We start from the raw sequence: 15842 nt of genomic DNA, 5'->3' as shown, positions 1-15842 counted from the left end.
ATATGTGTCTGGCTGTTCCCGGAAAGATTGTGAGCGTTAATGAAACGGACCCCCTGTTCAGGCTGGGCGTGGTGGACTTCGGCGGCGTGACCCGTGAGGTGAACCTGGCCTGCGTGCCGGAGGCCTCCCTGGGGGATTACGTCATTGTGCACGTGGGCATGGCCCTGAGCGTGCTGGATGAGGAGACCGCACTTCAAACCCGCCGGGAAATGCGGGAGATTGTGGAGAATACCGATCCCGTGTAAAGGGGCTGCCGTTTGCCGGATTAAACGTTTTGATGGTTTATGCAGGAGGAAGTTCAGCGGTTGCTTGAAGAGCTGCGCCATGCCGTGACGCGCCCGTGGGCGGTGATGGAGGTGTGCGGCGGCCAGACGCACGCCATCGCGTCCCTGGGGCTGGAGGAACTTCTTCCTCCGGCCTTGCGCCTGATTCACGGTCCCGGGTGCCCGGTCTGCGTTACCGCTGTGGAGTTGATTGACCAGGCCGTGGAGTTGAGCCTGAGGCCCGGCGTGGCCTTGTGCAGTTACGGGGATATGATGCGGGTGCCGGGTTCCGGCGGCGACTTGTTTTCCGCCAAGGCGCGGGGAGGGGATGTGCGGCTGATGTATTCTCCGCTGGAAGCCGTAGCCCTGGCCGGGAGCCATCCTGAGCTGGAAGTAGTGTTTTTCGCCGTGGGGTTTGAGACCACGGCTCCGGCTACAGCCCTGGCCATGCAGCAGGCCCGCGCGCTGGGATATGCCAATTTTTCCGTGCTCTGCGCCCATGTGCAGGTTCCTCCGGCCCTGGAATGGCTGATGGACCAGGATGAGGGGAGGCCGGACGCCTTTCTGGCTCCCGGCCATGTCTGCGCCATTACGGGGGAGGGGGATTACGGCCGTCTGGCCGCTCGTTACCAAGTGCCGATGGCGGTGACGGGGTTTGAAGCTCCGGATTTGCTCCGCGGCATTCTGATGTGCGTCCGCCAGCTGGAGGCCGGGGAGTGCACGGTGCAGAATGCCTATGCGCGCTATGTAAAGCCGGAGGGGAACAAGACGGCGCGGGAAAGGATGGAGGAAGTTTTTGAACCGGAAGACCGCCACTGGCGCGGTCTGGGGCTGATCCCCTCCGGCGGCATGAAGGTGCGCCGGGCGTGGGAGGAGATGGACGCCGCCCTGCGTTTCCGCTGCCGGAAGGGCGCCCATGGCGTGGATGAAGCTTCCGGCTGTCTGGCGGGCCAGGTGCTGCGGGGGCTGATCCGTCCGGGAGAATGCCCCTTTTTCGGCACCTCCTGCACGCCGCTGGCTCCGCTGGGGGCGCCCATGGTGTCCGGGGAAGGGGCCTGCGCGGCCTATTACCGTTATAAAAGAAGTTGATCCCATGTTTGAATGTCCTGTTCCTGAACCTGTTTCCGACCGTATCCAGATGGCCCACGGCGGTGGGGGACGCCTGATGAATGACCTGATCCGTTCCGTGTTCCTGGAGGCCTTTGGTTCTCCGGCGGGAGGCGTGCAGAATGATGCTGCCGTGCTGGATTTCCCGCCGGGACGGCTGGCGGTGACGACGGACAGCTTTGTGGTGGAGCCGCTGGAGTTCCCGGGGGGAACGATCGGTTCCCTGGCTGTGCACGGCACGGTGAATGATCTCGCCATGAGCGGGTCGGACCCCCTGTACCTGACAGCCGGCTTTATTCTGGAAGAGGGCCTGCCGTTGGAGGTGCTGGTCCGCGTGGTGCAGGACATGGCGGCGGCGGCGCGCGCCGCCGGCGTCCGCATCGTGACGGGGGATACGAAGGTGGTGGAACGCGGCAGGGGTGACGGCATTTACATCAATACGGCCGGCGTGGGCGTGGTCCGCCATGGGTTGGAGATCAGCCCTTCTTCCGTGCGCCCGGGAGATTCCGTCCTCCTCAGCGGCGACCTGGGCAGGCATGGCATGACGATCATGAGCCTGCGGGCAGGATTGTCCTTCGGGGAAGGCCTGGCGAGCGATTCAGCCGCTCTGCATGAATCCGTGGCGGTTCTCGTCCGGGCGGGGATTCCCATACATTGCCTGCGTGACGTGACCCGTGGCGGCCTGACCGCCACCCTCTCGGAAATTGCGGAGTCTTCCGGCCTGACGGTGCAGCTGAATGAAATGTCCATTCCCGTGCGGGAGGATGTCCGCGCGGCTTGCGGCCTGCTGGGTCTGGATCCTCTCCAGGTGGCTTGTGAAGGCCGTTATCTGGCTATTCTGCCCCGGGAGTATGAGGAAGAGGCCCTGCGCCTGATGCGCGGCTGCGGCGTCTCCGCCGGGGCATGCTCCATAGGCCGTGTGGAAGAGTTTAGAACGGCTCCTCTCCTGATGACGGGGCGTCTGGGCGTGGAACGGGTGCTGGGCATGCCTTCCGGGATGCAGCTCCCGCGCATTTGCTGATGCTGCCCGCCGCTTCCTCCACGCGGTTGAAGGAGTTCCGGCTTTTTGGCAGGGAAGCGGTTGGGCCGCTTCCCTGCCGGTTTGGCATTTCATAGGGAATTGCCGGAGCGGCTGCTTATGCTTCCGGGGAAGCGGCAGCCGGCTTGGTTTGGGGGAGTTGGTTGTCGGGAGATTGGTCAGGAAAGTTCGGAGTTTCCGCTTTCCGGAAGCGTTTTTAACGCCGCTTTTGCCTGGGAGTGATCCTGGGAGGCCGCTTTTTCCAGCCATTCCCTGGCGGTAGACAGATTTTTTTCCACGCCGAAGCCGTGCTGGTAAATGATGCCCAGGTTATATTGCTCGGAGGCGTAGCCGGCTCTGGCGGCGCGGAGGTTCCTGTCATGCCATTCCTTTGCCTCCGCTTCCGTGAAATCCTGTTTTTTGCAGAATTCCTCCCAGTTTTTCCCAATTTTCATGGCAGCGCGTGCAAAGCCCATCAGGGCCGCTTTTCTGGTATATTCATCTGCCAGGCCTGCGTTTTTTTCCACGCCGGCGGGGCCCAGGCGGTACAGGTGGGCTAACCCCCAGTAGCCGTTGGGGCTGCCCAGGTCTGCGGCCTTCTGGAAAAGCTGGAGGGCATCCGGATATTTTTTATGGGACATGGCAAACACTGCGTTGGCAAGGAAGCGTTCCGCCTTTGTGAACTCGTAGAATTCGGGCATGGCCGCCCATTCGGATTTGAGCTTGTCCCTGTCCTTCTTGGACTTGGCAGGCATTCCGGCAGGCGGGGAGATGCGGAACACGGGCATGTAACCGGAGGCGCCAGCGTTGGCCAGGCCGGCCATCAGGAAGCAGCCGGGCTGAATGCGCCACATGTGCATGTACAGGACGCGGTCCGGAGGCAGTGAATCCTTTTCAATCCAGTCCGGCAGGTTCATGGGAGGCCCGTAAAGGCCCGTCAGGCCGTTGAGCATGCGCTTGTACAGGGATTTCAGACGGGTATCGTATTCCTCTTTGCCTGCTTTGGTCATGGAGTAGAAGGAGACGGCTCTCAGGCCTCCGTCCTTGTTGTATTCAAAATGGAGGGAAAAGAAGAGGCCGCCGATGGGCTTTTTCGTCTTGTACGCGCCATTCAGCCCGGTGCGGCTCAGGTAAGCGTCCGTTCCTGGACCTTCCAGGGATTTACAGGATTTCAGGGAGCTTAAAAGCTGGGATTCCTGCAATCCTGTCTCCAGGGGGCCGTACAGCGGTGACGCAGTACAGCAGGCGGATGCATAAAGCATAGCCGCATAGCGGTAGCAATCTATGAATTTCATGGGATATTGGGGTAGGGTTGGGGGGTCAGTTGTTTCAATAGCGAATTAGGAATCCGGATGAAATAGCCGACAGCGCTAAAATAAGATGAACCATCATTATATTCAAGAAATTATGCATCGTACTAACAAATATATTTTATTAGGGCTCCAATCCGGGAAAATACTGGATGGAATTGGAGAAAAGCACTCGATATGAAAAACTAGTATTGACGCCGGATTCCTAATCCGGGGCTGTTAAAGCGTTTTGAAAGACAGTAGGTAAGAGTATCCGGACCCATGAAGGAGGGCTCCGTTTGAGGTTGCGCACAGGAGAAAGTCCGGAAAAAAATCCCGGTTTTTCCGGTCTGTTTTTATGGTATTAACACATGGGAATCATTCTTGTTTTTATTAAAAATCTTCCTGAATATGCTTTCATTTACGTTTCACATGTTCTGTATGCCTCCATATTGGCGGATTATAAATCCGGCTCCCATCGGGAAGATAATGATGTTAGTTATATATAGCTTAATATAAATTATTAGTGATATTTTTGAGAGGCGGGGGCATCGGAATAAGTGATGATTTTCTCCTCCGCAAATACGATGAAAATCATTTTTTCTCAAAAAATTTGGTTGACTGCGGATTTATAATGCGCGGATGGAGGAAGATGATTTTGGAAGGGCTGATATTCAATGAATCATCAGTTTTTTGCAGGGGCGCACAGCGTTAAAAGCGGGGATTCATGTAAAGGCAGCGGAGAGGCGGCCGTTTCTCCGGTTCTGGCCTTGGAGCAGGAGAAGGGCGCTCGGTGACGGTTTCGTTTCCTTCCGCGGCTTGTTTGAAGGGGCCTTCCGGTTCATGGTTCCGGCGCATGAGAATTGACGTGGCAACGGATACGTATGAGCCTGATGTGAATGGAGTGGCCCTGACTCTGGGGCGCCTGGTCCGGGGGCTCAGGGCGCGGGGGCATCTGGTGCATGTGTTGCGGGCGTCCGAACGGGACGGGGCTTCCTTTCCAGGGGAGACGGCCATGCCGTCCCTCTCCCTTCCCATGTACCATGAAGTAAAGATAGGGCTGCCTTCCGCAGACAGGTTCCGCGCCAGATGGATGAAGAAGAGGCCGGATGTGGTTTATGTGGCCACGGAAAGCCCCATGGGGGCGTCTGCCGTCAAGGCCGCCCGCGCTCTGGAGATTCCCGTGGTGATGGGATTCCACACCAATTTCCACCAGTACATGAAGGATTACCATTTTTCCGGGCTGGAAACCGCCGCCGTGAATTACCTGCGCAAGCTGCACAACCAGGCCGGGATGACGGTGGTGCCTACGGAAGAGATGCGCCGCACGCTGGAGGGGCTGGGGTTTGAACGCCTTTCCGTGATGGGGCGCGGGGTGGATGCCGCCTTGTTTGATCCTGCCCGGAGGGATGCCGCCCTCCGTCAATCCTGGGGAGTGTGGAGGGATGAAGTGGTGTTTGGCGTGGTGGGGCGCCTGGCCCGGGAAAAGAACCTGGTGACGGTGCTGGGCCTGTATACGCGCCTTCAGCGGGAATTTCCGGACTGCGGCATGAAAATGGTGGTTGTGGGTGACGGCCCCATGATGAGCAGCCTGCGCAGTGAATTTCCCGACGCCGTTTTTTGCGGAATGCGCAGCGGAGAAGACCTGGCGCGCCATTACGCCGGGATGGATGTGCTGCTGTTCCCGAGTGAGACGGAGACTTTCGGGAATGTGCTGCTGGAGGGCATGGCCAGCGGACTGGCTACGGTCAGCTACCGGTACGCCGCCTCCGCGGACGTGGTGCTGGACGGCATCAACGGCTTTCAGGCGGAGAAGGGGGATGCGGAGGGGTTTTATTCCTGCATGCGCCGCCTGCTTGCGGACAGGGAGTTGGGCCGGAGGCTCGGAGAGCAGGCCCGCAGAACCGTGCGGGCCAGGACGTGGGATGCCATCCATGACAGGTTTGAAGAGTTGCTGGCCTCCGTGGCGCGGGAGGAAAACGGAACGGGTTATGCCCGCCCTCCGCGGGACGCCGTTCTGGAATGCCGCACGGTTTTTCTGTCAGACCTCCATCTGGGAACGAAGGACTGCAAGGCGGACGAATGCCGGAGGTTCCTGAAGCATGTGCGGCCGGAGAAAATAGTTCTGGTGGGGGATGTGGTGGATGCGTGGGCGCTGTCCCGCGGCAGCCGCTGGCGCAGGCGGCATACGCGCCTGATCCGTACCCTGCTGAAAAAAATGGAGCAGGAGGATGTGGAGATCATGTACCTGCGCGGAAACCATGACGATGTTCTGGAGAAATTCCTCCCCTTTCATCTGGGCGGGTTGAAGATTGCGAAGGAATGCGTGCACCGGGCGGCGGACGGCAGGCGCTACCTGTGCGTGCACGGGGACGGTTTTGATTCCATTTCCACCAATCACCGGTGGCTGGCGGTGCTCGGCTCCCTGGGGTACGACGTCCTGCTGATGGTCAACCGCTTTTATAACAAGTACCGCGCGTGGCGGGGCAAGGAATACTATTCTGTTTCCCGCGCCATCAAGGGGCGGGTGAAATCCGCCGTCAATTTCATCGGGAAATATGAGGAGCAGCTTCAGGGCCTGGCCGTCAGGAAGCAGTGTGACGGCATCATCGCCGGGCATGTGCACCATCCGGCGGATACCATGGTGGGGGAGGTGCGCTACCTGAATTGCGGGGACTGGGTGGAAACCATGAGCGCCGTGGTGGAACACGCGGACGGCCGCATGGAAACGCTGCTGTACAAGGATTTCATGAAACGCCTGGCTTACGGCACATGCGGAACCGGAGCGCGTCCGGTGCCTTCCTCCGGCGGGGAGGCTTCGTGACGATTCTGTTGGTATTTGGACCAGGCATTAACTGGGACAAAATGACCGTGTGTGACATTTTGTCTCTTTTTGGTGTGACAAGATGTCCCGTTATTCGTGCCATTTAAAAAAGTGAATATGGAATAATTAATTCTTTAATACGCTGATCGATAATTATTTATCATATGTTTTCCTGGAGCCCTCCACAGGATGGCACGCCATTTGCAACAAGGGAGGCAAGAACATGGGTTCGCCTGCATGACACATCAGGTCATGAGGAAATCAAATCTCAACGAAAACCATTCAAAACAATCTAAGATAACAATATGGCTAAAATACTAGGAATCGACTTGGGCACGACCAACTCGTGCATGGCTGTAATGGAAGGCGGTCAGGGTACCGTACTTGAAAACAGCGAAGGTGCGCGCACCACTCCCTCCATTGTTGCCTTCACCAAGAGCGGTGAACGCCTCGTGGGGCAGGCCGCCAAACGTCAGGCGGTAACCAACCCGAAAAACACCGTGTTTTCCTCCAAGCGCCTCATTGGCCGCAAGTATAGCGAGCTGACGGAAGAAGATAAGAAAGTGCCTTATGAAATCGTGGAAGCTCCCAACGGGGATGCCTACATCCGCGTGGATGTGGGCGGTGAGAAGAAGACCTTCTCCCCGCAGGAAATCGCGTCCATGGTCCTTGCCAAGCTGAAGGCTGATGCGGAATCCAAGCTGGGTGAAACGATTTCGGAAGCCGTAATTACCGTTCCGGCCTATTTCAATGACGCCCAGCGCAACGCGACCAAGGCCGCCGGAGAAATCGCCGGCCTGAAGGTGCGCCGCATCATCAATGAACCGACGGCGGCTGCCCTGGCCTACGGCCTGGACAAGAAGTCCAATGAAAACATCGCCGTGTATGACCTCGGCGGCGGCACCTTTGATATTTCCGTGCTGGAAATCGGTGACGGCGTGTTTGAAGTGAAAGCCTCCGACGGTGACACCCACCTGGGCGGCGACGACTGGGACAACGCGATCATCACCTGGATCATGGAGGAATTCAAGAAGGACTCCGGCATGGACCTTTCCAACCAGCCTGACGCCATCCAGCGCATCAAGGAAGAAGCTGAAAAGGCCAAGATTGCCCTTTCCTCCACCCAGAGCTATGACATCAGCCTGCCGTTCATCACGGCGGACTCCTCCGGCCCCAAGCACATTCAGCTTACGCTGAGCCGTTCCAAGCTGGAACAGCTCACGGGAGACCTGCTGGACCGCACCCGCAAGCCCGTGCTGGACTGCATTGCCGCTTCCGGCCTGAAAACCGGTGACATTGACGAGCTGGTGCTGGTGGGCGGCATGACCCGCATGCCCGCCGTGCAGGAAGAAGCCCATACGCTGGCCGGAAAGGAACCCCACAAGGGCGTGAACCCGGATGAAGTGGTAGCCGTGGGCGCCGCCATCCAGGGGGGCGTGCTCCAGGGGGACGTGAACGACGTGCTTCTGCTGGACGTGACTCCGCTGACCCTGTCCATTGAAACGATGGGCGGCATCGCCACGCCGATGATCGAACGCAATACGACCATCCCGGTGCGCAAGAGCCAGGTGTTCTCCACCGCCGCGGACAACCAGCCCGCCGTGGACATCCGCGTGTGCCAGGGGGAACGCAAGATGTTTGACGACAACAAGCTTCTGGGCAACTTCAAACTGGACGGCATCTCCCCGGCCCGCCGCGGCGAACCGCAGATTGAAGTGACCTTTGATATTGACGCCAACGGCATTCTGCACGTCTCCGCCAAGGACAAGGGCACCGGCAAGGAACAGAAGATTTCCATCCAGGGCTCCAGCGGCCTTTCCAAGGATGAAATCGAACGTGCCAAGCGTGATGCGGAAGCCCATGCGGAAGAAGACAAGAAGCGCGCCGAGGAAATTGACACCGTCAACCAGGCGGACACCCTCTGCTTCTCCGTGGAACGCCAGCTCAAGGACATGGGAGACAAGATTCCCGCCGACCTCAAGCGTGAGATTGAAGACAAGGTGATGCACCTGAAGGAAGCTATCTCCAAGAAGGAATACACGGCCATCAAGGCAGGCAAGGAAGACCTTGAATCCCGCCTGGAAGCCCTGTACAAGGCAGCGGAAGCCGCCCAGCAGCAGTCTGCCGGAGCAGCGGGCCCCATGCCGGGCGCCGCTCCTGAGGAAGAACCTTCCGACGGCCCCCGCAAGGCCAAGGGCCGCGTGGTGGACGCCGAAATCGTCGACGACGAGAAATAAACCCTTCCCGGAGGAGGGGAAGCAATTCCCCTCCTCCGGAACATTACATCCATATATTCATCTATAACAACACAAAAACAACATACTATGGCAAACATCAAACCCCTAGGACAACGTGTGCTGGTCAAGCGCATTGAAGCTGAAACCAAGACGGCCGGCGGCCTGTTCCTGCCGGACACCGCCAAGGAAAAACCCCAGGAAGCCGAAGTGATCTCCGTAGGCACCGGCGGCCGGGATGACAAGGGCGCCTTGATTGAATTTACCGTGAAGCCGGGCGACCGCGTTCTCATTTCCAAATACGGCGGTACGGAAATCAAGCTGGACGGAGAAGACTACCTCATCCTGTCTGAAAACGACATTCTGGCCATCATTGGCTAACTCGCACAACACTCACTCAACAACATTTTTTAAATAACCTGATATTATGGCTAAACAAATCCAATTTGACGAAACCGCCCGCCAGGCTCTCCTCCGCGGCGTGGAACAGATTGCCAAGGCTGTCAAGAGCACGCTGGGCCCTGCCGGCCGCAACGTGGTGATCGACAAGAAATTCGGTTCCCCCCTCATCACCAAGGACGGCGTAACCGTCGCCAAGGAAATCGAACTGGAAGACCCGTTTGAAAACATGGGCGCCCAGCTTGTCCGTGAAGTCTCCTCCAAGACCAACGACGTGGCCGGCGACGGCACCACCACCGCCACCGTGCTGGCTGAAAGCATTTACCGCGAAGGCCTCCGCAACGTCACCGCCGGCGCCAACCCCATCTCCCTGCAGAGGGGCATCATGAAGGCCGCGGACGCCGTGGTTGCGGAACTCAAGAAGATCAGCAAGCCCGTTGACTCCAGCAAGGAAGTGGCCCAGGTTGCCACTGTTTCCGCCAACTGGGACGCTGAAATCGGCCACATCATCGCGGAAGCCATGGACAAGGTCGGCAAGGACGGTACCATCACCGTGGAAGAAGCCAAGGGCATTGAAACCACGCTGGACGTGGTGGAAGGCATGCAGTTTGACAAGGGCTACCTGTCCCCCTACTTCGTGACCAACGCGGAAACGATGGAAGCGGTGCTGGAAAACCCCTACATCCTGATTCACGAAAAGAAGATCAACAACCTGAAGGACTTCCTCCCGCTGCTTGAAAAAGTGGCCAAGACGGGCCGTCCCTTCCTGGTTATTGCGGAAGACATTGAAGGCGAAGCCCTCGCCACCCTAGTGGTCAACCGCCTGCGCGGCGTGCTGAACATCTGCGCGGTGAAGGCCCCCGGCTTCGGCGACCGCCGCAAGGCCATGATGGAAGACATTGCCATCCTGACCGGCGGCAAGTGCATCACGGAAGACCTGGGCATCAAGCTGGAAAACGTGGGCATTGAAGACCTCGGCCAGGCCAAGCGCGTGGTGGTCTCCAAGGATGAAACCGTCATCGTGGAAGGCGCCGGCAAGTCCGCCGACATTGAAGCCCGCATTTCCCAGATCCGCCACCAGATCAAGGACACCACGTCCGACTACGACCGTGAAAAGCTCCAGGAACGCCTGGCGAAGCTGGCCGGCGGCGTGGCCGTCATCCATGTGGGTGCCGCTACGGAAACGGAAATGAAGGAAAAGAAGGCCCGTGTGGACGACGCCCTGCACGCCACCCGCGCTGCGGTGGAAGAAGGCATTGTTCCCGGCGGCGGCGTGGCCCTCATCCGCGCCCAGAAATCCATTGACACCCTTAAACTGGAAGGCGACGAGGAAACCGGCGCCCAGATCGTCTACCGTGCGGTGGAAGCCCCGCTCCGCCAGCTTGCCAGCAATGCGGGCCGCGAAGGCGCCCTCATCGTTGCCAAGGTGAAAGGCATGAAGAAAGCGGCTGACGGCTACAACGTGGCCACGGACAAATATGAAGACCTGCTTACCGCCGGTGTGGTGGACCCCACCAAGGTGACCCGTTCCGCCCTGCAGAACGCGGCTTCCATCGCCGGCCTGCTGCTCACCACGGAATGCGTCATTGCCGACAAGCCCGAGAAGAAGGGCTGCGGATGCGGCTCCGGTGCTCCCGACATGGGCGGCATGGGAGGAATGGGCGGCATGGGCATGATGTAAGCCCCGTCCGTTTCTGCGAGACACAGCAATCGACTTCAAGGCTCCCCGGTTTTCCGGGGAGCCTTTTTGTTTGTAGGGATTTCAGGAAAATGGGCCCTGGCTGCCGGAGAATCGGAGGAAAATCAGGCTCCGGAAATGGCCCGGAAGAAACGGAAGCATCCGCGGGAATCAGGCGCGTAATATAGTATTTTATTTAAAATCATACTGTTTCATCAATGTGACGGAATAGTCACGTTTTAAAACGGGCGTGCGGAAGCTGCCTCCTGTAATAGAGGGCCGTTTATTACGCATATGGACCCAATCTATTACTTCATCATAGGACTGATTCTGGTACTCTCCTGCTTTGACCTCGTGGTAGGGGTCTCCAATGACGCCGCCAACTTCCTGAACTCTGCCGTCGGTTCCAAGGCTGCGCCGCGCAAGACGATCCTGCTGGTAGCGGCGCTGGGCATCATCATCGGTTCCCTGTTCTCCAGCGGCATGATGGAAATTGCCCGGAGCGGCGTATTCATGCCGGCCCAGTTCACCTTCCATGACATCATGCTGATCTTCCTGGCGGTGATGCTGACGGACGTGATTCTGCTGGATGTCTTCAACACCTTCGGTCTTCCCACCTCCACCACGGTTTCCATTGTCTTTGAACTGCTGGGCGGCGCCGTGGCGGTGGCCCTGTTTAAAATCTGGTACGGAGAGCCGGGTGCGGCGCAGGAACTGTCCAGCTATATCAACTCCTCCAAGGCGCTGGCAATCATCTCCGGCATCTTTTCCTCCGTCTTCGTCGCCTTCATCTGCGGGATAACGGTCATGTGGATATCCCGCCTCATCTTCTCCTTCAACTACAGGAAATCCTTCAAATACCTGGGGGCCGCCTGGTGCGGCGCGGCCCTGACGGCCATCACGTACTTTGCCATCTTCAAGGGGTTGAAAGGCAGTACGCTGGTCACCAAGGACATGGTCCGGCACCTGGACGCCCACATCTGGCTGTACGTGTGCTACAGCCTGGTATTCTGGACCGTCCTGATGGCCGTGCTCCAGAACCTCTGCAAGGTGAACATCCTGAAAATAGCCGTTCTGGCGGGTACCATGGCCCTGGCCCTCTCCTTTGCCGGGAATGACCTGGTCAACTTCATCGGCGTCTTCATGGCGGGCCAGTCCTCCATGGAGATAGCCTCCGCCGCGGCGGCTCAGGGCGCGGACCTCTCCACGCTGACCATGGGCGGCCTGATGGCCCCCGTCACGGCGGACTGGCGCTACCTGCTGGGCGCGGGCGCCATCATGGTGCTCGCCCTCATCTTCTCCAAAAAGGCGCGGACCGTAACTGACACGGAGGTCAATCTGGCGAGGCAGGGCGGGGGCGTGGAACGGTTCGGCTCCGTTCCCCCGGCCCGCATGGCCGTGCGCTATGCGCTGCATGCCTCCCGCGCGGTGGAAAAAATCATGCCCGCCTGCGTGGGGAAATTCATTGAAAAACGCTTCCGGCCCGTGGCGGAAGGGCCGGATGACGGGGCCTCCTTTGACCTGATCCGCGCCTCCGTGAATTTGACGGTGGCGGCCCTGCTCATCTCCCTGGCTACCTCCCTGCGGCTTCCCCTCTCCACCACGTATGTGACGTTCATGGTGGCGATGGGCTCCTCCCTGGCGGACAAGGCCTGGGGGCGTGACAGCGCGGTGTACCGCATCACGGGGGTGATTACGGTAATCTCCGGATGGTTCTTCACGGCCTTTGCCGCATTCACCATGTGCTGCATGGTGGCGGCATGCATCGTATACGGCGGCCTCTTCGGCATCATTGCCATGTGCGGGCTGGCGGCCTTCCTGCTGCTGAAAAGCGCCAGGCTTCACAGAAAGAGAACCCAGGCCGCGGCTCTGGCCCAGGGCGCCAATTACCGGGATCCCGCCGCTGCCGCCCGCTACAATGAAGAAATCATTGAGCTGATGAAGCGCATGGCGGAAATCTATGAAATGAACCTGGAAGCCCTGAATGTGGAGGACCGGAAGCGGCTGAAAAAGCTCCGGAAGGAGGCGCGCGGCATCCGCCGCTCCCTGAGCGACAGGATGGCCATGGAAGTCATGCCCGTTGTGCGGGAACTCCCGGATGAGGAGGCGGACCGCGGCAAGCGCTACGTGCAGATGGTGGAATACGCCACCTCCGTCTTTGAATCCCTCTCCAACATCACTACGGCCAGCTACGCCTACATTGACAACAACCATGAAGGCCTGGACCTGGGCAGGATAGAACACCTGCGGGGGATGAATAACCGCGTCTCCTCCCTGTACCCGCGCTTCCGGGACATGATGGAAAGCAATGACTATGCCGGGCTGGACGAATGCCTGGCCGGCATGGATGCCCTGGATGAGGAATTCGCGGAGGCGGTCAAGCAGCAGATCATCCTGCGGGCGGAAGACGTGTCCGACATGAGGAGGGCACTTCTCTACCTTAACCTGCTCAATGAAACCCGCACGATGATCCGCAAGGTGCTTCTGCTGGCGAAAATTCAGCGGAAATTTGTGCTTGGCTGGTAAACGCCTGTGTTTGGAGTCCACGCCGGAAGCGTGCGTGCCTCCGGCGGGGGTGGAAAAGCCGCGGCGCGCCCTGTTCTCCGGGAGCCTTTCCCGGAAGAACGGGAAACGGAAGGGAACCGGGGCTTTTTCCGGAAGGCGGGGGGCGGCGGAACCCGCGGGATGGAAGGGTGAATAAAAAACCGCAGGCGTTGAAAGACAACTGCCTGCGGTATAAAACTGGTACGGGCGATGGGGATCGAACCCACGTCTCAAGCTTGGGAAGCTCGCGTCCTACCATTGAACGACGCCCGCATGGAATGCGGGTGCTTATTTAGCGGTAGAAACCCGGTATGTCAAGACCACAGAAAAATCGTGTCTTCTTTTTTGTTATTTTGACGCGGAAATGAAAAAAAACTTGTCTTATCCCCAAGGCATGAACATAATGCCTCCGTTGTGCGGGTATAGCTTAATGGTAAAGCTCCAGCCTTCCAAGCTGATCACACGGGTTCGATTCCCGTTACCCGCTCCATTTTTTATTAAATTCACCTGCTAGATAGTTTCCTTATGAAAGCCAGGTTCATGACAAAGACGGCGCTCAGTGCGCTGGCACTTGCGTTTGCGGGCACCCTCCCCGGTGTGGCTCAGCAAGCTGCTTCTCCGGCAGCCGCTCCGGCTGTTAACAAGGTTAAAGCCTCCGCTTCCGACAAGGCTTTTATGAAGAAAATGGCAGGTGTCGTCCAAGCTGGCCTGAAGGCCGGCGCCCTGGATATGAACGCCATGGCCGAAGTACTGAACGCCGCTGCCAAGGCAGGCGTGTCTGACTCCGCCATGGGCTCCATGGTGTCCATGGCCGCAGGCGCTTTCCCGGCAGACTCCCCGGCTATTGCCGCCCTCGCCGTCAAGAGCTACGGAACGCAGGTGACGGAAGCCCAAGTGCGCAACATTGTGGCTTCCTCCGTTGCCGTCCAGCCCCATCCGTATGCGTCCGTCTCCCCTATTTGTGAAGCGGTTACTAAAGCTCTCGGCAACTCCATGGTGGCCAATACCGTTCCCTCCATTGCGGTGAGCGTGGCGGCCGCTACTCCGGACAACCCTCTTCAGGGCGTAACTACTCAGTCCAGTGGCCTGGTGAAGCCTGGTGAAGAAGCTTCCGGAGGCGCCCTGGTTCTGCCGGGCGGTCTTCCTGTGGGCGGCACTCCTACCAGCCCCTCCCCTGTGTCCAATCCTGCTGGAAATTAACCCGATCATTTATCAATCGCATGAAGAGTCTTTTTTACCTCTCCCTGATGGCTGCCGGCATGCTTGCCGTTCACGCCAACGGGCAGTCCCTGTACACGCTGGCAGGACCGGTTGGCCTGGAAGAATCCATTCCTCTGAAATGGTCGTTCAACCTGGCCGGCGGTTATGACGACAACGTCAACGCCTCCAACTACGACCAGCAGGAATCTGCTTTCATCAGCACGGACATCGGCGCCTCCCTGGCCAATTACGACTCCGTGACGCAGTACTCCTTCTCTGCCAAGCTTGGCGGCATTTTCTACCTGAAGGATCTTGAGGGGAACACGAACGAATCCCTTTCCAACTCCACGCTGTCGGCCAACCTTTCCCACAGCTTTGACCAGACCCTCCGCTACAACGGCAGCGTGTCCTTTGCGTGGCAGCCGGAACCGAACTATGCCAATGGCATTGCCAACTCCCGCCGGGACGGCGACTACATTTACGTGTACGTCTCCAGCTCCGTGAGCAAGGCATGGACTTCCCGCTACTCCACGACGCTGGGCGCCAACTTCTCCATGATCGACTATCAGGAGGATTCCGCCAAGACGGACAACCGTGACTATGTGGGCATGGATTTCACCAACCGTTACAAGTGGACGGAACGCCTGGCCCTCTCCCTGAGCTGGAACGGTTCCTACTGCCACCGTGAATACGGCAATAATGAATTCTCCAACTTCGTCATGGCCGGCGCTGAATACGCCGTGGCTGAAAACACGTCCGCCACGCTGCGCGTAGGTCCCCAGTTCAAATATGTGGACGGCTACGGCACCAAGACGTATCCTTCCGCTGAATTCGGCTTGAACCACCGCATGAGCGATCGTTTCATGATTGGCATGTTCGTCCGTTACTCCAACGAAGCGACGAATACGTACATTCCCAACAGCGGCGCCAGCTACTACTCCAATGAAACGTGGCGCTTCGGTGTAAACAGCACCCTGAAACTGACGCACCGCGTCAGCCTGGATGCCGGCGTGAACCTGATTTCCAGCGACTACACGAACCCGAGCACCAGCGGCAACACGGACACGACGACGCTGACCTTCAACGCTACGGCCGGCGTCAAGCTGATGCTGACCAACGCCCTGGCCCTCACGGCCCAGTATTCCTACACCAACGGTACCTACAGCGGCTACAACTATCCCATGCCCGCCTACAACCGTAACGTGTTCTCCTTCGGAATGAATTACAGCTTCTAGTCTTGACCGACCATTAATGCTTACACTCCTCTAATTGCGAATTTGCGTTCA

General features: G+C 58.6%; 11 protein-coding genes and 2 tRNA genes. 11 read left to right on the top strand and 2 right to left on the bottom strand.

Annotation, left to right across the window (positions count from 1 at the left end; translation table 11 throughout):
• The first annotated feature begins 2 nt into the window (after positions 1-2).
• From CXU21_RS05290 to hypE, 3 genes are read left to right on the top strand one after another with little or no spacing between them, the layout of a single operon-like run.
• A complete protein-coding gene (locus tag CXU21_RS05290; protein WP_102725301.1) occupies positions 3-245 on the top strand; it encodes a HypC/HybG/HupF family hydrogenase formation chaperone in 243 nt (80 codons plus the stop codon).
• Between the two features lie 39 nt (positions 246-284).
• The gene (gene hypD / locus CXU21_RS05285) at positions 285-1352 is read left to right on the top strand and encodes a hydrogenase formation protein HypD (protein ID WP_102725300.1); all 1068 of its coding nucleotides are present in this window, start codon (positions 285-287) and stop codon (positions 1350-1352) included.
• A gap of 4 nt (positions 1353-1356) precedes the next feature.
• Positions 1357-2391, top strand: a complete 1035-nt coding sequence (gene hypE, locus CXU21_RS05280) for a hydrogenase expression/formation protein HypE (protein ID WP_102725299.1) — start codon at positions 1357-1359, stop codon at positions 2389-2391.
• Between the two features lie 176 nt (positions 2392-2567).
• Here hypE and CXU21_RS05275 read toward each other — a convergent pair whose 3' ends face one another.
• Positions 2568-3683: a tetratricopeptide repeat protein gene (locus tag CXU21_RS05275; RefSeq protein WP_102725298.1), complete on the bottom strand. Its 1116-nt coding sequence runs from the start codon at positions 3681-3683 to the stop codon at positions 2568-2570.
• 850 nt (positions 3684-4533) lie between these two features.
• Here CXU21_RS05275 and CXU21_RS05270 point away from each other — a divergent pair.
• The 5 genes from CXU21_RS05270 (at position 4534) to CXU21_RS05250 (ending at position 13338) form a co-directional block, all read left to right on the top strand.
• On the top strand, positions 4534-6501 hold the full coding sequence (locus CXU21_RS05270) for a glycosyltransferase (RefSeq protein ID WP_102725297.1): 1968 nt from the start codon (positions 4534-4536) through the stop codon (positions 6499-6501).
• Between the two features lie 305 nt (positions 6502-6806).
• On the top strand, positions 6807-8738 hold the full coding sequence (gene dnaK, locus CXU21_RS05265; RefSeq protein WP_102714702.1) for a molecular chaperone DnaK: 1932 nt from the start codon (positions 6807-6809) through the stop codon (positions 8736-8738).
• Between the two features lie 87 nt (positions 8739-8825).
• Positions 8826-9116, top strand: coding sequence for a co-chaperone GroES (gene groES, locus CXU21_RS05260; RefSeq protein ID WP_067571201.1), 291 nt, complete (start codon positions 8826-8828; stop codon positions 9114-9116).
• A 43-nt stretch (positions 9117-9159) separates the two neighbouring features.
• Complete coding sequence (groL, locus tag CXU21_RS05255; RefSeq protein ID WP_102714698.1) at positions 9160-10815, top strand: chaperonin GroEL; 1656 nt, start codon at positions 9160-9162, stop codon at positions 10813-10815.
• A 291-nt stretch (positions 10816-11106) separates the two neighbouring features.
• Positions 11107-13338, top strand: a complete 2232-nt coding sequence (locus CXU21_RS05250; protein ID WP_102725296.1) for an inorganic phosphate transporter — start codon at positions 11107-11109, stop codon at positions 13336-13338.
• Between the two features lie 217 nt (positions 13339-13555).
• Here the strand turns inward: CXU21_RS05250 and CXU21_RS05245 are convergent.
• Positions 13556-13629: transfer RNA gene (locus CXU21_RS05245), tRNA-Gly, on the bottom strand.
• A 143-nt stretch (positions 13630-13772) separates the two neighbouring features.
• On the opposite strand from CXU21_RS05245, the gene CXU21_RS05240 reads away from it, so the two are divergent.
• The 3 genes from CXU21_RS05240 to CXU21_RS05230 all read left to right on the top strand — a co-directional run bounded on the left by CXU21_RS05240 (position 13773) and on the right by CXU21_RS05230 (position 15791).
• Positions 13773-13846: transfer RNA gene (locus CXU21_RS05240), tRNA-Gly, on the top strand.
• Between the two features lie 35 nt (positions 13847-13881).
• Entirely contained in the window at positions 13882-14556 is a 675-nt protein-coding gene (locus tag CXU21_RS05235; protein ID WP_146016967.1) for a hypothetical protein, read from the top strand.
• A 20-nt stretch (positions 14557-14576) separates the two neighbouring features.
• Entirely contained in the window at positions 14577-15791 is a 1215-nt protein-coding gene (locus CXU21_RS05230; RefSeq protein WP_102714692.1) for an outer membrane beta-barrel protein, read from the top strand.
• The last annotated feature ends 51 nt before the right edge of the window (positions 15792-15842 follow it).

It is taken from the genome of Akkermansia muciniphila (assembly GCF_002884975.1).
Taxonomy (GTDB): domain Bacteria; phylum Verrucomicrobiota; class Verrucomicrobiia; order Verrucomicrobiales; family Akkermansiaceae; genus Akkermansia; species Akkermansia muciniphila_C.
The sequence above is the reverse complement of the archived record's forward strand: the minus strand, read 5'-3'. Positions and strand labels throughout refer to the sequence as shown.